The sequence below is a fragment of the Dysgonomonas reticulitermitis genome, assembly GCF_054601275.1.
Window position 1 is genome coordinate 1 of record NZ_BAAHWU010000007.1, and the last position, 20,992, is coordinate 20,992.

The following is a 20,992-nucleotide window of genomic DNA, read 5'->3' on the forward strand; positions in this document are numbered from 1 at the left end:
ACTGGGGCATGGTAAAGAATAACTGATCGGGAAGCAGCCCTGTTGGCGGGAAATAGTTGCGGCATGCCGTGAGATACGCATCCCTTAATGTCGTCCCACCTTGGCGGATGCCTATTTGTTCATATTCTGATTTCAGTTTCAGTGTGTTATCTGCTATTTCAAAATAGAAAGGCTTATCGCTCCATATATAACGCCCTTTACTGGATAGGAACAGAGGAACTACTTGGTTATTATTATTCTGAAGAGCCAGGTTAAATTCTTTTACAGGCTTCAGGTAAGGCATATGCGAACCCAGTGCGACTGCTCCGCCCCACCAGTATTCTCCCTGTTCAAGCGGAATGGCTGTTTCATAAGTTTTTTGCCCGAAAAGGTTTGTGATAAATATTGATGTAATAAGTAATAATGTGATTTTTTTCATTGCTTGTTGGTTATGGATTCCGTAACCGGAAATATCTGTTTCTATATTTATTATTCGACCTTGAGCTTTGTTAGCAGAATATCAGCCACGTCGCTGATAAAGGTAACACTATTTTGATAATAATTCCATTATATACCTTCTATGTTTCCTGAACTGTTCTATATTATTATCATATTTATCAAATCCGTAAATAACCTTGTCAATTATACTTTTAGCAGCTTCGGGATCTTTTCTCTCAAGCATTTTGAACAGTTCATAATCTACAATTCCATCTCTCATCGCGTCAAACCGGATAGAACTGAGAAGATGTCCGTCTTTCGGATAAATTATCCAGGAATCGCCCCCGGGTAATATATTTCCCCCTTCGTGGTTGATCGATGTTTGCTCATCTAAAGGATTTCCGTCTTCAGACCAGTAATTGAGCCCCCAATGGAGATAACCGGGTATATTATATTTAAAATTAAGCCAGTGGATGAATCTTGTTTTCAATAAAGGTAACTCAATAAATCTGTTGGCATATTCGCCTTTCGGAGCCAGACAAGTATAAAACCACGCTTCCTTTCCATTTTTATTTTGCTCATTATAAAAAGAATAATCCTTGTTCATAAAATCAAGTTGAGGAACCCAAATATCAATAATATTGTCCAGATTCTTACTGTGGCATGCTTCAATAATCAATAACCCTGGAGCGATTTGTTTTACAAAACGGCTGATTTCGGTATATGTTTCAGCATTTTCTTCAATAGGTTCATCGGCAATGTGCTGAATATAAATTTTTTCCCATCCTTTTTCTTTCAAATGATTCATTAATCCGTCGAAAAAATCAGTATAAAACCTTTTCGCACGAGGATCGGATATGGGTAGTTTATCGAACTTATTTCGAGAGTCTTTTCCTTCATTCGGGACAAATACGACAAATTGGGATGTCCAATGGCTTTCTCTTTCGCCAATATGCCCTCCCTCTATTTTACCGATGACACCTTCACGAATGAACAATTCGACCATTTTATCAAAATTAGAGAAATCGATTGTCCATTTGTTATATTCGAATTTAAATTCGGAGAGGTGCAGTGGGGAAATAAGTGCAATATTTTGCCTGTATTCTGCCATTTTTTTCGCAAGTTTATCAACACATCTCCAATGTTTGTCGGAGAAAGGCTCAAAAGGAACACCATCATTCATCCATTTCAATCTGTCAGCATCTAATGTAAACCAGTTAGTAACCCATAAACTCGTTTCTTCTATCGTAACAGGGTAAACTTTTACCGAGTAATCTTTTGAAATGGAAAACAATTCTTCTCCGCTCTTTCCTGTAATGGTAACTTTTCCATTATATAATCCCGGTTTTGCATCTTTTGGAACCGGAACAGATATCCATATAGGTTGCGTATTACCAAACACCACATTTATAGACTCTTGCTCCAGAATAGGATCGGGATAATATCCGGAATAAGAAACGATACGGTCTCTCGAATAATCCCAGATACTCCGCCCTACTTTTACATATCCTACAAAGCCTTTTTTAGCAAGAGGAAGAATAGCTTCGCCGTTTGTAGCTGTGGAAACGTGAACCTTCAAATCGGTGATGTTACCGGTCGAACGAACTACAAACTGCAAGGTTGCATTTTCGCCTCTGACAACTTCACTTATAGCTTCTTTAGGCCGGAAGTAACTTGCTTCAGCCAATACCTTCTCAAGCGGATCGACATATTCGAACTGTATCGGGTTCGCTTCCCTCGATGATGCTTTTACCGGAATGCAGAGAAAAGCAAGAGCCGCTAGAAACGGGCAAATCACTTTTATTATTAATAGTTTCATACTGTTTAAATTTTAGCGAAAATTTATACCATAAACTCTAAAAATAAAGATACAACTAGAAACTGAAAGAACCATGCTTACCAGCAATCTGATAAGCATGGTTTCTTTATTCTATGATATTGCCAATTATTATTACCAACCCGGATTTTGACCCAGTTTTGGATTCAATGTCAACTGATTGGCCGGTATCGGATACAGGTAATCCCTGCCCACATTGAACTTGAACCCTTGCGTTCCTCCATTCAACAGGTTTTTAAAGATTTTTATATATCCGTTGGCATCCGTTTCCAGGGCATTGACCACACTGTTGAAGAGTGCTTGTCGAGTAAGGTCGGGCGCGGCTTCCGGCAAGTAATCTTCAAATTTGAAACCTACCCATTGCGCTTTTTTGGCACCTACCGGAATTTGACCCACTATCAACTCTCCGGCTGCCGCCCAACGCATAATGTCGTCCACGCGGAAACCTTCGCAAGCCAATTCCACCTTACGCTCGCGACGCACTGCCTGAATCATTCCACCAAGAGCCGCAAACTCAAAGTTCGGGTCTGCTGTTACGCTTGTGGTCAAGTCGGACACCGCAGGAACTAAACGCCGACGCAGTTTGTTGATACTTTTGTCCAAGTCGGCCTGATTGATGGTTCCCAATTCCGCTTTGGCTTCGGCGTATATCAGCAGCGTTTCACCATAGCGGAAATAAATAAGCGCCTGTACTCCAAATCCGTTATCACGTCTGTCTGCATAATTAAAATTGTGTCCCTTATAAATGTGATAGCCTGTGGGACAGGATTCAGCAGCAGGCTGTCCGTCTAAAGCCGGAGCTATAAAATATCTTTTAGGACTTGCTTTTTCCCAGAGAAAATGCTTGCCGTCGTTAATCTGAATTGTTTGTTCCAAACGCGGGTCGCGACCTGCAACCACATCAAGCAGGGTGGCATCGTTGTAGCCGGGAGCAACCGGTGTTCCGTCTGTTTTCAGGTACGAATCCACTAATTTTTTGGTGGCGCCTCTGCCTCCGCTGGTTGCTGAGTATCTATCCCAAAGGTTGGATTTGACACCGGCTTCGTATTTACGCCAGAAAAGCACTTCTTTGCTGCCGGAATAATTCTCCTGATTGAATATATCGCGGTAGCCATTGGCAACGCCCACATTGTCCAATGCAGGATAGCCTTTCGATTCTTCCAATGCAATGAGAGCGCCGGATACTTCTGCTGCTTTTGTCAAAAACGTAGTGCTTTGATTTACCGCCGATTTAAAGGCATCGCCTGCATGGTATTTTTCCCAGGTACCTTCGTAAAGAGCGATGCGGGCTTGCAAAGCCATCGCCGTTTCCTTGGTAAGACGTCCCGTCCAGCTTGAGCTGTTAGGCAGGTAATTTACGGCATTGTCCAAATCAGCCATAATCGAGTCCACTACCTGATTGCGAGGTAAACGTTTCTCAAAAAGCACATCGGATGATGTCGCTACTGTGGTAGCAGCCCATGGAAGATCCCCGTAACGGCGTAACTTGTTGAAATAGAAAATGGAGCGGAAAAATAGTGCTTCGCCCACATACTGTTTCACGGCGTCGAACGAAGTAAGTGCTTCTACCACCTTGTAATGGTCAAGAAAGTAGTTGATGTCGCGCAGTGCCTCCCAATCGCCGTTTCCCCAGCCGCTACCATCGTCCGGTATCGTTTCTTGACCGTTCATACGGGTATTATATCCATAAGATACTTCTGTATCGCTTCCGCCGTCGGCATCCCAGCCGTACGGACCTATCGTACCCCAACCGTCTTCTCTGGCAAGCAAGTCATTCCGGTCGTACAGGTTATTGACATACAGTTTCAAATCATTGGCGGATTTCCAATAATTCGCATCACTGATTTGATCGAGGGGTGCTCTGTCCATAAATTCATCGTTACACGATACGGCAAGTGTAAGGAACAGCAACATTGCTACTATATAGTAATGAAATTTTTTCATATTTATAAACATTATAGTTATTAAAATTAGAATGTAACATTTACGCCAAATGCCCATGTTCTCTGCAAAGGATATACTTTGGCTTCGCTGTTCACAATTTCGGGATCGATTATTTTTATCAGATTGGTGAAAGTCGCTAAATTTTCTATGTTTACAAATAGCCTTGCTTTTTGGAATTTGACTTTTTCCGTGATTGTCCTTGGTAGCGTGTAGCCCAACTGTACATTTTTCAGACGCAGGTAAGATGCATCCTGCAAATAACGGGTTTGAGCCTGCAAGTTCTTGCGCGTGTTGAAATAGGCACGCGGAAAATATCCGTCCGGGTTTTCAGAAGTCCAGCGGTCGGTATGCACCGTGAAATAAGACGATTGCCACATACTGTCGCCTTCAAATCCCCAAAAATAGTTGGCGTTTTCCGCGAACATAATATCGCGCTTGCCCACGCCTTGCAGGAAGACCGTAGCGTCAAATCCTCGCCACTCGGCATTGAGGTTTACGCCAAATTGGTAACGAGGCGTGTTGTTACCGATTACCTTCCTGTCGCCCGGGTCATCGACGGTATAGCCGGGTTTTATTTTATTATCTCCATCCAAATCTTTATAATGTACATCGCCCGGATACCAGTTGGCATTGAGATAGGACTGGTCGGTAGCATCAATTTCAGCCTGATCTTTAAACAAGCCTACCGTTTCGTAACCCCAAATTTCACCCATTGTCATACCGTCGTACCACATATCCGAAATCAGTTTGGTTGGATTGTTGTATTTGACTACCTTGCCGATATAGTCACCCAACACGGCACTGATTCCGTAAGACACTTCACCAATTTTATCCTTCCAGCTGACGGTAATATCAAAACCTTTGGTTTCAGTTTCCGCGTCGTTTACGCGGGGAGCGGATGTTCCCAGCAGAGCCGGAAGTTTTACGCCGAAACCCGCAAAATCTGTGGCATTACGCTTGTACCAGTCGAAGCTGAAGTTAAGTCGATTGCGCAGGAAAGCCATATCAACGCCAAAATCTATGGTATTGGATGTTATCCATGTCAGATCAGGATTAACCAGTTGTCCTGGTTGTTTGATCGATGATTCACGACCGCCGCTGAATAGCCATTGGCTACTCGTTGGCGCAGTTTTACCTAATGAGGGGTAAAACTGATAATAGCCAATAAAACTGTGGTCTCCCAGACTTGCATACGAGCCCCTGATCTTAAGATGGTTAACGTAGTCTAAAACCGGTTCCCAGAACGATTCCTTGGAAAGAATCCATCCTGCCGACACGCCGGGATAGAATTTGTAACGTACATCCTTCAGGAAGCGGGAAGTACCATCGTACCTGCCGTTCAATTCCAAAAGGTATTTTTCCTGATAGTTGTAATTAATACGCCCGAAAGCGCCGCGAATAGCCAGTTGCGATGCGGCGTCGCTTGCACTGCTGGTTCCGTAAGTCAAGGACAGTGCCGGAACTTCATCGGTGTATAAATTGTCGTTCACTCCTCTCAGTCGCAAATTGTCGTAAAGTTCCTGTGTAAACCCTGCCAAAACTTTGAAGTTGTGATCGCCCAATGCCTTTTCGTAAGAGGTAAAGGCATTAACTGTGTAATGCTGATTTTTGTACATGTTACGTTCAAAAGAGTTGGGAGACGATCCACCACGTGCTCGTTTTGCTCCGCTTGGGTCCACAAGGTAGAACGTTTTTTTGTGATTGCTGTTTTCAATATAGGTACCGTCGAAAGTAAAGTTGGCGGTAGCGTCCCAGCCCGGCAACAGATGGAAAAGAAATTCTCCGGTCAGGGTGGCATTGTCGCTGGTTTCTAATCGCCGTCCGCCATCGGTAAACATCAAGACACCGCTGCCTTCGGAATAATATCCGTCGGGATTTTTCAACGGCACGGTCGGAAAAGTACGACCAATCTGGTGGAAATAGTCCCGTGAATAACTACTGCCGCCGCTGATGCCGCTATAAATGATGGGTGTATCTGTCTGTCCGCGTGAAAATGCGCCTCTTAAGCTGAACGTAAGCCAGTTAGTCAGGTTGGAAGACAGATTGGCACGCACGTTGTAGCGTTCATATCCGTCGTTCGCATAGTTGTACAAACCATCCTGCTGGGTATATCCCAAACCGACATAGTAATTGGAATTTTCTGTACCGCCCGATACGCCGATATTATGCTGTTGGCTGAAACTGGCTTTCTTGAAATAAATATCAAACCAGTCGTTGTTGGCGTTGGCAGTGTCCCAATCGTACCACCTGTCGCTGCTCGGATTTTTTACGGTTTCATCCTTAAGCGTACCGGCTTGATAACCCTTGATTCTCCCTATCACTTCATCGCTAAATATCTGTCCCATATTGGAGTTTGCCGCGACTTCGTTATATGCATTGGCAAAATCCAGCGAATTTACATAGTGCGGAAGGTTGACAGCCTGAGAAAATCCGAAATTGTTGTTGTAGGAAATCACCGGCTTTCCGCTGCGTCCTTTTTTGGTGGTAACAATGATAACGCCAAAAGGAGCACTCGAACCATAAATGGCTGCGGAGGCGGCATCTTTCAGGATAGAGATATTTTCCACGTCGTTCATGTTGATGGAACTGAGGTCGCCGCCCTGCACTCCGTCAACGACAACCAGCGGAGAGCCGGAAACGTTGGATTTGTTATTGTTGTCGTCAATATTTATCCCCGTATAACCCCGGATGTTGATGGACTGTTTGGTACCGGGGGCACCGTTTGGCGTGGAGATGTTGAGGTTGGCAGTCGTTCCCTGCAATGCCTGCGTCAGCGACACCACGGAACGGTTTTCGAGTCGTTCGGCACCAATTGACGCTACTGCGCCCGTCAGGTTGACTTTTTTCTGCGTACCGTAGCCCACTACGACAACATCGTCGAGAGTATTTTCCTGTTCCTTCATGGTGATCTTCAACCCGTTACCGGCTTTTACTTCTTGTTTTACGAATCCGACATAAGATAGTTCCAATGTGGCTCCGGGGCTCACCCTGAATGAGAACTTCCCATCGGCATCCGTCATGGTTCCGTTGGAAGCCTTTCCTTTCTCAACCACAGATACGCCCGGAAGCGGTTCTCCGTTGGTATCGGTAATAGTACCACCGGCTACGATCGTCGGGTCTTGTTCGACCTCTTCCACTACCGGAACAGTCTTATTTTCCACAACAATGATCTGCTTTCCGTTGATACGGTAAGAAAGATTGAGCGGAGGCAGTACCCTGTTCAATACAGTTTCCACACTCTCATTCTTCGTGCTAACCGAAACTGTTTTGTTTTCTACAATATCTTTTTTATATAAAATAACATAATCGGAGCGCCTTTCTATTTCTGAAAAGAACGTCTCAACCGTTGCGTTGGAAAGTTTGAGCGTCACGCTCGCTGTCTGGGAATAGGTATTGACAGCCGACAAAGAGCAACAAAATCCAACGATAAATAATACCAGATAGGCTTTCATAATTTTCAGGGAAAAACTTTTTTTAAGCTTTTCCTGTTTTGTTTTAAAGTTTTTTCTCATACATTTGATTGTTTTGATTAACATTGATTTTCTGTGTTTTTAAAACTTTAAGCGTGTAATATGGCAGTATTATGCGCTTTTTCATTAGATTAATTCATAGGCTTAATATTTGGGTTATTATTTCGGATTAAAATTCGGAACAAACAAAACAATTTTCGGCGGGGAAAATAGTATGTAAGTTTTTATTTTTCTGTTATTTTCCGGGGTTATTTAATTTATTATAATTACATCTTCATTTCTTGTATAGCGAATAGGAGTGGAAACAGAAATATTATTTAATACTGTTTCAATGGATTCACTCAGGTCTATTTTACCTTTGTATTTTTCATTAGCATATTTCTCGTTAAATTGTATATCTATACCATAGTGCCTCGATAATTTTTTCAGGATAATATTTAAAGATTCTCCGTCGAGCTTCATCACTCCGTCTTTCCAGCATACATGTGGATATACATCTACATTTTTTATACTGAAATCTCCGTTTGCCGCAAAAAAGCCCTGATTAGGGATCAGTTTACCTTTCGACGATTCTGCCGTAATCTCAACCGAGCCTTCAACAAGAACAACAGAATTTTCCTGATCGCTGCTATAGGCATTGACATTGAACCGGGTGCCTAATACCGCGATGTCAAAACCTTTGGTATGCACCATAAACGGCCGGTTTTCATCTTTTGCCACATCCAGGTACGCTTCTCCGTCAACCATTATTTCGCGTGTTTTTCCATTGAATGTTTTAGGATAAACAAGTTTTGTACCGGAATTTACCCAGACTGTAGAACCGTCGCTGAGTTTCAATGTGGTGCGCCTGCCCTTCGGAACAACGACAGTCAGATATTCGGTTTTTATTTCGGAAGATTCGAATTTCCTGTCTTCTCCTACAATCAGGTTGCCATCTTCGGTTTGTATGATTGTCTCATTATTATCGATATTCGTCTGACTCTGTCCGGCTATAACCTGTACTTCGCTCTTATTTGTGTTGGCATCTACCGACTCCAACAGGGTCAACAGGTGCTCTTTATCATCTGTCCGGTTGTTCGGCGAAGGATTAATAAAGATGAGGAATATGGCGGCGGCACATGCTGCTACAGCGCTTACAGATGTCCATAAATAAAAATGTTTGTTTTTTCTGCTGCTCTTTTTTTCATTGACCTGCTTTAAAAAATCAGACCAGTCTTTTTCTACCTGTTCGTCAGGAATACTGGGAGTTTCGATCTTAAGATGCTGCAACAATACGATAGCGCTATCCATTATATCTTGTTTTTCGGGATATAATTCCAGCATTTTATTTATTTCATTCCGGTCATTTTTCTTTACTAATTCCGAAAAACGGTTATCCAGAACAAAATCTTCTATTGTATCAAACTCTTTAATATATTCAATCATGAACGCATATAATATGTATATACTACATGATACAACGAAAGGATAAATTTGTAATCAGTTTGTCTTTATTTTATGAAAAATATTTATTTGTAACAATAAATCGACAGGATAAGTAATATGTAGCAATCGTAACCCGGATTTTCTTTCCGTATCTTTTCCATAGCTCTGTATATAAGATTACGGGCGGCCTGTTCGGTCATATTCATAATCTTTGATATTTCTTCATATTCCATCTGATGGAGAAATCTCAGATAAATAATTTCCCGCTGACGGACGGTCAGGCTGGCAAGTATCTTTTCTACAAGCGCTTTTACTCTCTCTTGTTCTTCATTGTCTTCGATCATATTATCGTCAACTGAAAATTTCAGGTCAAAATCTCCTGAAACGTCCAGTTTAGTATGTCTTTGGTTAATCTTGACCGAGTTGATACAGGAATTTCTCATAGCTGAGAACAGGAGCGGTCTTAGAGTAGTGGAATCCTTTACGAGCTCTGGCCTGGAGTAGAGTTTCAGAAATAAATCCTGAATAATATCCCTCACATGTTCATCCGTAATTTTGAAACTCAAACCATAAGAATACAACATCCTATAGCTTGACTTATATATTTTTGCAAAGGCGTTATTGTTTCCTTTTGTAAAAGAAATCCACAAAGCCGAATATTCGTTTTTGTCAAATAATTTCTGAGACATGAAGGCTTTCTTATTGATTTATCATTTCCGAAGCAAATATAAGAATATAAAATTTATTCACATTTGTTAGGAATTGTTTTATTAGGACACGCGCGAAATTCATTTCGTTCTTCACTTTTCATCGCTTTGCGCCATTCTTCATTTTTTTGATGAGTTACCCTGTCTATTTTTAGTAAAAGTATTATTTAATGAGAGTTATACCTTTAATAAAAGAAACTATCGTTTTTTCTGACTATTTGCGCTTTTTTATTGTCAATTGTCATAAAATTATACATTGGTTTTCTCTGTTTCTATTGAAATGCTGTTTTTACTTGAGGTTGTTTTCCTCCGGAAGTCAAACAATCATTGAGTGACATTACCGATTGAGCTATTATCTACTATAAAGCTAGTGTATGTAAATTTGTATATAAAATAAAATAAGCGAAAGATAAACTATTTATTATCAATCGCTTATTGTTTCAAGTCGTGACTCTGGCGGGAATCGAACCCACATCAAAGGAACCGGAATCCTTCATTTTATCCATTAAACTACAGAGCCGTTAGTGGCACAAAAGTATAAAAATATTTTCAGCTTTTATAATCCAATTATTTTAAATTATTTTTTAGTTATTTCATCATCATCTTTTATTCTTTCCAGGTAGTATGTAAATTCAGGTAAGTTGTTTGCCCCTTTGTTAACCCCATATATTTACTTTGTAAATTTGAAATATCTAATTGTTTGTTTTTTAGGAATATGTGGTTTTTGGTGAAATATTTTCTTTAGAATGTTTGGAGTATTTAAAAAAATGCATACCTTTGCATCGCATTTGAGAGAAAATGCAGCATTCATAGGGGCGTTTAGCTCAGCTGGTTCAGAGCATCTGCCTTACAAGCAGAGGGTCGGCGGTTCGAATCCGTCAACGCCCACCAATATAAATCCTTGTAAATAAGCCATTTATAAGGATTTTTTTATTCCTCAAAATGACCTCTTTTACTTCGGTGTAAAAATAGTGTAAAAAACGCATACCTTTTTACTGGTTAATAATCAGATGGTTAATCAATATAAAGATACAAAAAAATATCCATATAATAAAACAACTTTTATGGAAGTTGCTTTTATAAAAAACGAGATGTCAAGTATACTGATATAGTGTTAATTACGCTAAAAATTCAATACTAATCCATTCAAATTATACCACGAATGAATAAAGTCTTTCTGCGTATCGTCCAGCGAAGCAAAAAAGAAAAAATCAGCTAGAGGCATAAACCTTTCGTTTGATTGCAGCCTCTTGATTACCGCCTGTTTGCTGCTTTCATGCTCAAATATGCATAATATATAGGGGTTTTTCTGTATCCTGAATTTCTGTGCAGGCGTACCCAATGCGATAGCCCTGCTGTGTTTGGCTAACTGTTGCAGGGTTCTGATTGTATCTTTCCCGTTGTACATCTCTGTTGGGTATCGTATAAAATCTAAAAGATGAACCTAATTTCGTATCCGGGCTACTAAAGTTTTGAGAGAATATATGTTGCATTGAATGGCAATCCATAAGCGTATAGAGAATCTGGAGCAACACGCACTCCATACAGACCAACGTATGGTAAAGACAGAAAGGCAGTTGGATTTTCTTATAACAACATCTTTACCTAAAAAAGAAGGAATTTTTTATAATTGAGAAATTTTCGATGCTTACGTTTTCGTTTCCAAGTTGATAAAACTGGCAAAGAAAAGATTGGTTTTGATTGATAAATTACTTATTATAAAAACAGGGGGATTTTTCCCAGGAGTGGCCGGAAGATTTTTCTTCCGGCCACTCCTGGCGCTTGCCCTCCTTTCCATATCTTTATTCTTTATCTGATATATCTTGTATCACTTCATTTTCATTCTTATCCTTCTTTGCTTTCATAGAGGCATATATCAGATATGCTATTACTCCGATATACATAAACAAGGCTAGTATCTCACTTCCATGCGTATCAGCCCAGCCTTTGAGGGTCAGGTTAACTCCGGCGAATCGCATTGTTGCACTTATTACTCCCATCAAAGCGCCTCCGGCAATAAATCCGGATGCCAATAGTGTTCCTTTATCTACACGTGCGGTATTCAGGGCTTTGTCTTTGCTGCGGCTACCCACATACCAATTCACGGCACCCCCGATCAAAAGAGGAATATTTAACTGGAACGGAATAAACATCCCTAAAGCGAAAGCAAGGGCCGGAACTCTCATAAATGTAAGTAATAAAGCTATCAACGCCCCTATCCCATATAATATCCAAGGCGCACCGGTTCCTGACATTAACGGGTCGATAACGGCTGCCATAGCATTTGCCTGTGGAGCCACAAGTGCGTTATCTCCTGTAAATCCGTATGTTTCGTTCAATATAATCATTACACCGCCCACTGTGGCGGCAGATACAAGTGTTCCGATAAATTTCCACGATTGTTGTTTAGCAGGGGTTGTTCCCAACCAGTAACCGATCTTGAGGTCGGTGATAAATCCTCCTGCCATCGACAAGGCTGTACAAACAACGCCTCCCATAATCAAAGCGGCAACCATGCCTGTTGTTCCTTTTAGTCCTACGGCAACCATAATTACCGAAGCCAGGATCAGTGTCATCAATGTCATACCTGAAACCGGATTCGTTCCCACAATGGCTATCGCGTTAGCGGCAACGGTCGTAAACAGGAATGCGATGATACCTACAACCAGAATGGCTATGACAGCATAGAACAAATTATGCATGACACCGAGATAGAAGAATATGAATGTAGCCAGAAGAGCAACAATTACTCCTATCGAAATAATTTTCATCGGAAGATCACGTTGTGTGCGTTTATCTATTTTAGCAGCATCTTTGCCTCCGCCTTTGAGTTCTTTCGAAGCTAGTCCTACGGCGCTCTTTATAATCGGCCACGATCTGATGATACCTATTATTCCTGCCATAGCTATCCCACCAATGCCGATGTGACGCGCCATTTCTGTAAAGATCAGTTCAGGAGAAGCAGCATCTATACCTCCGGCCAAGGCTAATTTCCCATTTTCCAGATACGGCGCCGGATTGATGGATCCTAATAAAGAATCTCCCAAAAACGGGAGCAGCGGAATTATTATAAACCACACGAGAGCCGATCCCGCGCATATGATAGCAGCGTATTTTAAGCCGACAATATATCCCAGGCCTAATACTGCGGCGCCGACATTTACACTGAATAGTAATTTCGCTTTATTCGCTAATGTTTCTCCAAAAGGTAAAACACGCGAGGTAAAGGTTTCCGACCATGCTCCGAATGTAGCGATAATAAAGTCGTAAAGTCCCCCTACCAATCCGGCGAATATAAGCGGTTTTGCCTGATCGCCTCCTTTTTCGCCCGATACCAATACCTGAGTTGTCGCTGTGGCTTCAGGAAACGGATATTTTCCGTGCATCTCGGATACGAAGTACTTGCGGAAAGGAATAAGGAAAAGTATTCCCAACACACCACCTAATAATGAACTGAGAAATACCTGAAAGAAATCTACGGATATATCAGGGTATTTAGCCTGTAAGATATACAGCGCAGGAAGGGTAAAGATGGCTCCTGCTACGATTACTCCGCTACTGGCTCCAATAGATTGGATAATCACATTCTCACCTAGTGCATTTTTGCGTTTAGTGGCACTGGATAGACCAACAGCAATTATCGCAATAGGAATAGCTGCTTCGAATACCTGTCCTACTTTAAGTCCCAGATAGGCTGCCGCCGCACTGAACAGGATTGCCATTAACAGTCCCCAGACTACCGACCATGAATTAACTTCCCTGTATTGTTTGTTGGGAGACATTATCGGTTTATATTCTTCTCCGGGTTTGAGCTCGCGGAAAGCATTTTCCGGTAGTCCGCTGATTTTTTCTTCGTTTTCTGTTTTCACGTGTTAGCTATTTTAATAGGTTATATATCAAGTGTTACAAAACTACCTAATTTTTTATAGTTATGAAAACGAGTATGAAAGGAAAATCACCAAAGTATATGATAATTTTGTCATGCGAGTTTCCATACATCCTTTAAAAACAAAGTTATCGTATGAAACAAGAGATTTAGAAATTACATGTTAATTATGTGAATCAGTAGTTGAATTAATAATCACAGGAGCGAAGTGTATGTAATTAATTGTTCGATTTTTTTCATCCTTTTCTTCTGCGCGCAATCAAAGATTGCTTATATTCTCAACATATGTTCATTACTGCCGCGCCCTATCGGGCTTGCCCTTACTTTTGGCATTGCCCAAAAGTAAGCAAAAAGCTAGCGCTTCGTCCCTCGGCGACCCACAACCGGTTTGCCGGCTGAAAGGGACGAACGGGCTATCGCCCCGTCCCTTTCTACGCCGCCTGCACCGTGTGGGTGCCCCGCCTGCGGAACTAATGCGCGGGAGGCTGACGCACGACAAGAGGCTTAGGCCAAAAGGGATGCAAGCAATCTTTGATTGCGCGCAGAAGAAAAGGATGAAAAAAATTGAACGTTTTTACATTACAGGAATAACTTTAACTGCTGATTAGCTTTAATTATGATCTGTTATTCAGAAATCTGTCCGCTTCCTGTTTCGACCTGTTCACACAGTCCTCGAGTGACAATCCGTAGAAGTAGTTTCCCAGAATATATATGGAATCATCTTTTTGTCTCTCATTTACTTTCTCCTCCATATGAAGATGTTGCAAACGCATGGCCGGTAATGTGTGTTCGGTGTGTGTCTGTTCAATTATATCGGAAGGAAAGACGTTTAACACTTTACATATCAGTCCTATCTTCTCTTCTTTGGTCTTCTTTCCTTTTTCGAAATGGAAAGTAAAACTTCTTAGTTGCTCATCGCTAACTAAGTCTCTCGAAACGGCCGATAGAAAATCGTCTGATAGGGATATAATTCCGGCTATTTCCTTCAAGCCTGGCTTTTCTTTGGATATAACTACATTTAAAGACTCTGAATGAAAAAGAGAGATTGTAGATAGTAATTCTGAAATATTACCCTCTATATTCTTTATCAGGAATGAAGATATTTGAGGATTAACGGCAAGTGCAATATTCCGGGACTGAAAAATGTTCCCGTCTTTTGTTCTCAGATCAAAAATATCCCCGGTTTTCCGGATATTTGTAACTTCGGAGGAAAATTCAATTTCAATGTTGCTTTTTTCTACAATGGCATTCAGGATAGATGATAAACCACCTTTGAAAGTAACTCTTCGGGGAAGTTCTTTGTCACGCTCTTTTCTTTTCTTTAAAAATATTTCAACAGGATAATCGTCTGCCGGCTGGCATATCACAGCTTTGAACGCATTTGTGAACAGCCTGTCATAATTTTTGGTTCCGACTAAAGGACGAAAGTATTCACGTGTGGTTTTGCCTGTTTTATCTGCAAAAAAATATTTGAAACAGCATAGAATCATAGGTAGTTTGGATACCTCGGAGAATATGCTTTTTATTTTTCCGGACGAATACAAAACGAAACTGTGTTTCTGTAAAGGCTCTATTAACTCATTGTTGTCCGTTTCGTTGACAATGGAGAGTAAATTTGTATATGAATTGTAGCAGGTGTGTGATCCCATTTCGAACCAATAGTCGGGATTAACAGAAGGGTGTCCGGTTTGTATCTGACCTCCTATTCTATTATTTTTTTCTATTATCAATACTTTCTTTCCTGCTTTTCTAAGGTAGTAGGCAAACGATATTCCGCTTATTCCGCCACCTATAACTATACAGTCGTATGTCGTTTCATCCATAGTCCCTAAATTTACAGGCAAATATACAATGAATATTTTTTATTAATGCGAATCAGTAGTCAAAGAAGTTATCACTCGTTTCACTCATTAGTAGTCAAGTAGTTATAAGTTATAAGTTATAAGTAGTAAGTAGTGAGTGAGTGTTCAGAACTTATAACTTATAACTTAAAACTCAGAACTTTTTAACTTCCAAGTTGCTAAGCAATTGATAACTACTTGACTACTTTAACTGCTGATTGACATAAACAATCAAATGTGACAAGACAGAATCACTACATCTAGTGATTGATTTCTTTCCTCTAAATTCATACTTTTGCACGTAAGCTAAAAAAGTATCTAATAATACAGCGATATTTATATATGAGTAAAAACAGGTTCTTTCTGTTAGTGGCCTTATTGACCCTTTTCGCATTGAGAGTAAATGCGCAGGATTCATCTCCATTGCAAGAAGATTCTGTTATTCTCAGGTATACAGCTAATGAAGTGGTGATAGAAGCGTTTAAGCAAAATAGAAACCTTTCTTTACAACCGGTTTCCGCGAGCCTGATTTCAGAGGGTACGATCAGGGAAAATAACTTGGCGAATATCAAAGAAATTTCGGCATTTGTACCTAATCTGTTCATTCCCGATTATGGTTCTAAAATGACCTCTCCTGTTTATATCCGGGGTATAGGAGCTGCTAAAAACGCGCCATCCGTAGGGTTGTATGTCGATGGAGTTCCTTATTTTGACCGGTCTACATTTGATTTTAATATAAATGATATAGAACGGATAGAAGTGCTTCGGGGACCGCAAGGAACTATATACGGGCGAAATACGATGGGCGGAATTATGAATGTATATACGAAGTCCCCGTTCAACTATAAAGGCACTGATATAAACCTTTCAGCAGGAAATTATAACACTTATCAGGGTGGCGTTTCTCATTATGGAGTGTCGGATAACCAGAAGATAGGTTACTCGTTATCGGGTAATTATTTGCACTCCGGAGGATATTTCAAGAACAAGCTCACAAACAAAAGGGCAGACCCCATCGATGCCGTTTCTACCCGTGCCCGTTTGAGTTGGCGTATCTTACCGAGATTGACGGCAAACCTGATACTTGCGTATGAATACTCCGATCAGGATGGTTATCCGTACAGAATATATGAAAGGGCAACGGGAACAATAAAAGACATAAACTATAATGAGCACAGTTTCTACAAGCGTAATATGTCGAGCAATGGGTTGAATATAGAATATGTAACCGATAATTTTAAATTGGGTTCGCAAACATCTTTCCAATTCTATGATGGAAAGCAGGGACTCGATCAGGACTTTTCACCCGAAAACACCTATTATGTGGACTTTTACCAGCGACAACAAATGTATTCGCAGGAGTTTAATATAAGGTCGATAAAAGAGGATGCTAAATATCAATGGCAATTCGGGCTATTCGGTTTCCATCAAAATTACGCACAGAACAATGATGTAGATTATCACCAGACGGTAAAACATGCTATACAGAATGTACATAATCCGACTGAAGGTTTTGCCATATATCATCAATCTACTTTCAGAAATATTGCCGATCCCGGTCTTTCTTTGGTACTTGGTATCCGTTACGATTACGAAAAAACAAGAAATACATTGGTACGTACCGCACTTGAAAAGGACAAAGAACCGGTAGTAGATTCTCCGGTAAAAGATAAGGCCTCTTTTTCTCAACTGATCCCGAAGGCTTCACTTCAATATGCGTTCGGATATGACGGGCTCGGCTTTTTCTCTGTATCGAGAGGGTATAAAACAGGAGGATTCAATACAACAGCTGATGAGGAGAAAGATCGTACCTTCGATCCTGAATATAGTTGGTGCTACGATCTGGGATTTAAATCAAGCTTCCTGGATAATCTTTTATCTTTCGATCTGACTTTCTTCTACATCGATTGGAGAGATCAGCAAATATCTCAGGCAAAAGCCACAGGTCAAGGTTTCTTGATTCGGAATGCAGGTAAATCCGTAAGTAAGGGGCTTGAGTTTTCAACACAGGTAAATCCGTTGAAGAATTTAAACTTTCAGCTTTCTTACGGGTATACAAATGCGAAATATAAAGAATATAAAGAAAGTGAAAGTACAAACTATGATGGTAACTATCTGCCTATGGTTCCTCAGAATACCGTTTCACTCGGAGCCGGTTATAGAATAAATACAGGACTATCATGGTTAGAGAACGTTTATTTACATGCTCAATATGTAGGAACAGGTAAATTATACTGGAACGACAAGAATGATGTTTCTCAGCCTTACTATGGAGTATTTAATGGAAAGGTTTCATTTGCCAAGAATAATATTTCTGTCGATCTTTGGGCTAAAAATATCGGAGAAAAAGATTATATTGTCTATTATTTTACTGCAATGGGAGGCGAATTTGTGCAAAAAGGAAGACCTTTTACATGTGGTGTAAATATGAACCTTAAATTTTAAGCATGGGAGTAAATATTCAAAAAGGAGGAAAGTTATTTACGTTTTTTTGCCTGTATATCGCGCAGTCGATCCCGATGAGTTTCTTTTCTACGGTATTGCCTGTGATAATGCGGCAACAGAACTTTTCTCTGGAAACGATAGGCGCTCTCCAATTATTGAAACTTCCCTGGATATTGAAATTTCTCTGGTCGCCGGTTGTTGATCGCTCGACACACAGATTATCTGATTTCAAGAGATGGATATTTTCATCCGAACTTATTTATGCCAGTATTATACTCGCTGTTTCTTTCCTCAATTTTCAGGCAACGCCTTATCTTATCATAGGGCTTGTGATACTATCATTTGTAGCGTCTGCCACACAAGATATAGCTACCGATTCTCTCGCTGTTCTTTCCTTTAGCAAAAAAGACAAAAGTCTGGCCAATAGTATGCAATCGATGGGAAGTTTTGCCGGAGCCATGATTGGCGGCGGAATGTTATTGCTTCTTTATCATAAAGTAGGATGGGGAAACCTGTTGCCCTTTTTAGCCCTGTTTGTCATATTAGCGCTAATTCCTTTATTCTTCTTTAAAGGAAACAAGGACAATGATATTATTCGTCCCAAGCAACAGGAAAAACCAACATCTAACGATATATTGGGCTTTTTCAAACAAAAGGGTATCTGGAAACAAGTTGTGTTTTTGTTTTTCTATTATGCCGGACTGATAGGAGTACTTGCCATGTTGAAACCGATGTTGGTAGACTATGGTTACAACTTGAAAGAAATTGGTATTATGTCGGGCATTGTTGGAACAACTATCGGCTGCCTGGCGTCTTTTGGCGGTGGGTTTATCGTAAGGAAGATCGGACGGCATACGGCGAGATTGATATTTGCCGTGTTAGTTTTGCTTACTACTATCTATTTTTGTTTATTGGTATCGGTTCTTCCTGTCAATATAGCAACACTGCATCTGGGAATAAGTCTATTATGGGGTAGCTATGGATTGGCTGTGATTGTGGTTTACACTACTGCGATGGATTGTGTTCGTCCCGGTTTTGAAGGGACGGACTTTACGATACAAACTGTAATCACGCACCTGAGTGGTATTATTATAGGTGTCGGCTCCGGAAAAGTCGCTGCCATGATTACCTACAAAGGTTTATTTGTTGTGGAAATGTGCATTGCCGCCGTTTCCTTGTTGTTTATACTATTTGCTTTTAAGAAGCCCCCTCAATCCCCCGAAGGGGAACTTGGACAGAGCCACGAAAGAAAATGAAAAGTGAAAGTAAAAAATTAAAAATGAAGAATCGCTGGTTTTATCTATAGATACGATCTTTAATTTGAAAATTAGCGAATTTGAAACAACGTTCAACGGAACGAAGTGTAGTTAAAATTTGAAAATGAGGAAATGTTTACTGCTAACTGTAGAGGTTTGTTACTTTTTAGTTAAAATATACCTCAGAGTCTTCTCAGTGGGTACTCAGGGTAATCAAAAACATGGAGAACTTAACAGCCCTGCCCGACGAGGAGGCTTAAGTCAACGTCACGAAAGAAAATGAAATATTATAATTAAAAATTACCCTCTTTGTAGCCTCCCTTTGGGGAGGTTGGAGGGGCAAAATAAAGATGAAACAAGAATTACTGAATAAGTACAGTGTACCTGTACCACGCTATACAAGCTATCCTCCTGCAAACTTCTTTAATGAATCGTTTACAGCCGATTTGCATAGAAATGTTGTAGTTGAATCAAATAAGCGAAAGCCGGAACATATTTCCATATATATCCATATTCCGTTTTGTTATCAAATGTGTTACTATTGCGGTTGTAATTCACAGTTAATGAGAGAAAAGACGGCAATCGTGAATTATATAGACGCATTGAAAAAAGAAATACGGATGGTGTTACCTCTTTTGGATCATAGCCGGAAAATATCGCAGATACATTATGGGGGAGGTACGCCGACTTCCCAGCCCGTGGCTGTTTTGAAAGAGATAAACCAAATGATCCTTTCGGAATTTGAGTGTATCGAAAATCCGGAAATAGCTATTGAATGCCACCCGGGATATATGAATGAGCAATATTGGCTTGATCTGATTCAGGCAGGATTTAACCGTATCAGCATTGGCGTGCAGGATTTCAATGGGGATGTTTTGAAGACTTGCAACAGAAAGGCTTCCCGTATGCCGATAGAAGATATTGTGAAAATTATAAGAGATAACGGATTGTCCCTGAATATGGATTTTATATACGGACTTCCGTTACAAACGCCGGAATCTTTTGCTGAGACAATCAATAAGGCTATTTCTTTAAAGCCTGACCGTATTGTCACATTCTCTTATGCTCATGTGCCTTGGGTGAATAAATTGCAGGAAAATCTGGAAAAGACAGGCTTACCCTCTGTTGAAACAAAGAGCCGGATATACGAAACAGCAAAGGGTTTGTTGATGGATGCCGGATATAAAACTATCGGGCTCGATCATTTTGTCCTTTCCGGTGATGAACTTTATAAGGCTTTGGAATCGAAATCTTTACATCGAAATTTTCAGGGATATTGTACCCGCCGGACAACAGGACAGGTATACGCTTTTGGCATTACAGGCATAAGCCAGTTAGCATCGGCTTATAGTCAAAATACAAAAGATCTGGATATGTATATTGAACAGGTAAATAAAGGGAATCTTCCGATAGCGAAAGGGTATATACTGAGCAGGGAAGAGCAGGTAACACGCGAAGTTATCTCGGAACTGATGTGTAATTACACCGTTAATTGGGAGCAGATCGCTGAGAGAATGAATATTCCTGTTGAGTCGGTAAAAGATGCGTTGAATTATAACGAACTTGCTTTAGCCGATTTTGCAAAAGATGGCATTATTGAGTTTGATGAAGGTCATATTACCGTATTGCCTGAGGCTGCGCCGTTTGTTCGTAATGTCGCGGCATCTTTAGATAAATTGATGCTGAACAGCGAAAAGAAATATTCCAAGTCGATATAGAAAAACAAAGAGGCCTCAATAGATTGAAGCCGCTTTCATTATTTTT

At 40.5% G+C, this 20,992-nt stretch carries 13 protein-coding genes, 2 tRNA genes and 1 pseudogene; 6 read left to right on the top strand and 10 right to left on the bottom strand.

Features of this window, described 5'->3' with window-relative positions:
* From ACYPZI_RS05165 to ACYPZI_RS05195, 7 genes and pseudogenes are all read right to left on the bottom strand, one after another.
* Nucleotides 1-418 (bottom strand): annotated as a pseudogene (locus ACYPZI_RS05165) (glycoside hydrolase); the annotation flags it as partial.
* A gap of 108 nt (nucleotides 419-526) precedes the next feature.
* The gene (locus ACYPZI_RS05170) at nucleotides 527-2,236 is read right to left on the bottom strand and encodes a DUF4091 domain-containing protein (protein ID WP_459599302.1); all 1,710 of its coding nucleotides are present in this window, start codon (nucleotides 2,234-2,236) and stop codon (nucleotides 527-529) included.
* Nucleotides 2,237-2,368: 132 nt separating this feature from the next.
* Nucleotides 2,369-4,198, bottom strand: coding sequence for a RagB/SusD family nutrient uptake outer membrane protein (locus ACYPZI_RS05175; protein WP_459599304.1), 1,830 nt, complete (start codon nucleotides 4,196-4,198; stop codon nucleotides 2,369-2,371).
* A 26-nt stretch (nucleotides 4,199-4,224) separates the two neighbouring features.
* Nucleotides 4,225-7,710: a TonB-dependent receptor gene (locus ACYPZI_RS05180; RefSeq protein ID WP_459599306.1), complete on the bottom strand. Its 3,486-nt coding sequence runs from the start codon at nucleotides 7,708-7,710 to the stop codon at nucleotides 4,225-4,227.
* A gap of 210 nt (nucleotides 7,711-7,920) precedes the next feature.
* Entirely contained in the window at nucleotides 7,921-9,093 is a 1,173-nt protein-coding gene (locus ACYPZI_RS05185; protein WP_459599308.1) for a FecR family protein, read from the bottom strand.
* 83 nt (nucleotides 9,094-9,176) lie between these two features.
* On the bottom strand, nucleotides 9,177-9,782 hold the full coding sequence (locus ACYPZI_RS05190; RefSeq protein ID WP_459599310.1) for an RNA polymerase sigma factor: 606 nt from the start codon (nucleotides 9,780-9,782) through the stop codon (nucleotides 9,177-9,179).
* A gap of 466 nt (nucleotides 9,783-10,248) precedes the next feature.
* Nucleotides 10,249-10,320, bottom strand: a tRNA-Arg gene (locus tag ACYPZI_RS05195).
* 293 nt (nucleotides 10,321-10,613) lie between these two features.
* Between ACYPZI_RS05195 and ACYPZI_RS05200 the strand changes: the two genes are divergently transcribed.
* Nucleotides 10,614-10,691 (top strand) — tRNA-Val (locus ACYPZI_RS05200).
* A gap of 232 nt (nucleotides 10,692-10,923) precedes the next feature.
* Here the strand turns inward: ACYPZI_RS05200 and ACYPZI_RS05205 are convergent.
* Entirely contained in the window at nucleotides 10,924-11,208 is a 285-nt protein-coding gene (locus ACYPZI_RS05205) for a hypothetical protein (protein ID WP_459599312.1), read from the bottom strand.
* An 88-nt stretch (nucleotides 11,209-11,296) separates the two neighbouring features.
* Here ACYPZI_RS05205 and ACYPZI_RS05210 point away from each other — a divergent pair, with 88 nt between their 5' ends.
* Complete coding sequence (locus ACYPZI_RS05210; protein WP_459599314.1) at nucleotides 11,297-11,434, top strand: hypothetical protein; 138 nt, start codon at nucleotides 11,297-11,299, stop codon at nucleotides 11,432-11,434.
* 168 nt (nucleotides 11,435-11,602) lie between these two features.
* Here ACYPZI_RS05210 and ACYPZI_RS05215 read toward each other — a convergent pair whose 3' ends face one another.
* The gene (locus ACYPZI_RS05215; RefSeq protein ID WP_459599316.1) at nucleotides 11,603-13,669 is read right to left on the bottom strand and encodes an OPT family oligopeptide transporter; all 2,067 of its coding nucleotides are present in this window, start codon (nucleotides 13,667-13,669) and stop codon (nucleotides 11,603-11,605) included.
* A gap of 283 nt (nucleotides 13,670-13,952) precedes the next feature.
* Between ACYPZI_RS05215 and ACYPZI_RS05220 the strand changes: the two genes are divergently transcribed.
* Nucleotides 13,953-14,294 (top strand): hypothetical protein, encoded by a 342-nt coding sequence (locus tag ACYPZI_RS05220; RefSeq protein WP_459599318.1) that lies wholly within the window; start codon nucleotides 13,953-13,955, stop codon nucleotides 14,292-14,294.
* A 6-nt stretch (nucleotides 14,295-14,300) separates the two neighbouring features.
* Here ACYPZI_RS05220 and ACYPZI_RS05225 read toward each other — a convergent pair whose 3' ends face one another.
* Nucleotides 14,301-15,509: an FAD-dependent oxidoreductase gene (locus ACYPZI_RS05225; protein ID WP_459599320.1), complete on the bottom strand. Its 1,209-nt coding sequence runs from the start codon at nucleotides 15,507-15,509 to the stop codon at nucleotides 14,301-14,303.
* A 360-nt stretch (nucleotides 15,510-15,869) separates the two neighbouring features.
* On the opposite strand from ACYPZI_RS05225, the gene ACYPZI_RS05230 reads away from it, so the two are divergent.
* From ACYPZI_RS05230 to hemN, 3 genes are all read left to right on the top strand, one after another.
* On the top strand, nucleotides 15,870-17,972 hold the full coding sequence (locus ACYPZI_RS05230; protein ID WP_459599322.1) for a TonB-dependent receptor: 2,103 nt from the start codon (nucleotides 15,870-15,872) through the stop codon (nucleotides 17,970-17,972).
* 2 nt (nucleotides 17,973-17,974) lie between these two features.
* Complete coding sequence (locus tag ACYPZI_RS05235; RefSeq protein WP_459599324.1) at nucleotides 17,975-19,228, top strand: MFS transporter; 1,254 nt, start codon at nucleotides 17,975-17,977, stop codon at nucleotides 19,226-19,228.
* 350 nt (nucleotides 19,229-19,578) lie between these two features.
* The gene (gene hemN / locus ACYPZI_RS05240) at nucleotides 19,579-20,946 is read left to right on the top strand and encodes an oxygen-independent coproporphyrinogen III oxidase (protein WP_459599326.1); all 1,368 of its coding nucleotides are present in this window, start codon (nucleotides 19,579-19,581) and stop codon (nucleotides 20,944-20,946) included.
* Nucleotides 20,947-20,992: the final 46 nt, after the last annotated feature.

Bases quoted from the DNA above. Each gene is read 5' to 3' on its own strand.
- ACYPZI_RS05170 (WP_459599302.1), bottom strand. From the start codon at position 2,236: ATGAAACTATTAATAATAAAAGTGATTTGCCCGTTTCTAGCGGCTCTT.
- ACYPZI_RS05175 (WP_459599304.1), bottom strand. From the start codon at position 4,198: ATGAAAAAATTTCATTACTATATAGTAGCAATGTTGCTGTTCCTTACA.
- ACYPZI_RS05180 (WP_459599306.1), bottom strand. From the start codon at position 7,710: ATGAGAAAAAACTTTAAAACAAAACAGGAAAAGCTTAAAAAAAGTTTT.
- ACYPZI_RS05185 (WP_459599308.1), bottom strand. From the start codon at position 9,093: ATGATTGAATATATTAAAGAGTTTGATACAATAGAAGATTTTGTTCTG.
- ACYPZI_RS05190 (WP_459599310.1), bottom strand. From the start codon at position 9,782: ATGTCTCAGAAATTATTTGACAAAAACGAATATTCGGCTTTGTGGATT.
- ACYPZI_RS05205 (WP_459599312.1), bottom strand. From the start codon at position 11,208: ATGTACAACGGGAAAGATACAATCAGAACCCTGCAACAGTTAGCCAAA.
- ACYPZI_RS05210 (WP_459599314.1), top strand. From the start codon at position 11,297: ATGGCAATCCATAAGCGTATAGAGAATCTGGAGCAACACGCACTCCAT.
- ACYPZI_RS05225 (WP_459599320.1), bottom strand. From the start codon at position 15,509: ATGGATGAAACGACATACGACTGTATAGTTATAGGTGGCGGAATAAGC.
- ACYPZI_RS05230 (WP_459599322.1), top strand. From the start codon at position 15,870: ATGAGTAAAAACAGGTTCTTTCTGTTAGTGGCCTTATTGACCCTTTTC.
- ACYPZI_RS05235 (WP_459599324.1), top strand. From the start codon at position 17,975: ATGGGAGTAAATATTCAAAAAGGAGGAAAGTTATTTACGTTTTTTTGC.
- hemN (WP_459599326.1), top strand. From the start codon at position 19,579: ATGAAACAAGAATTACTGAATAAGTACAGTGTACCTGTACCACGCTAT.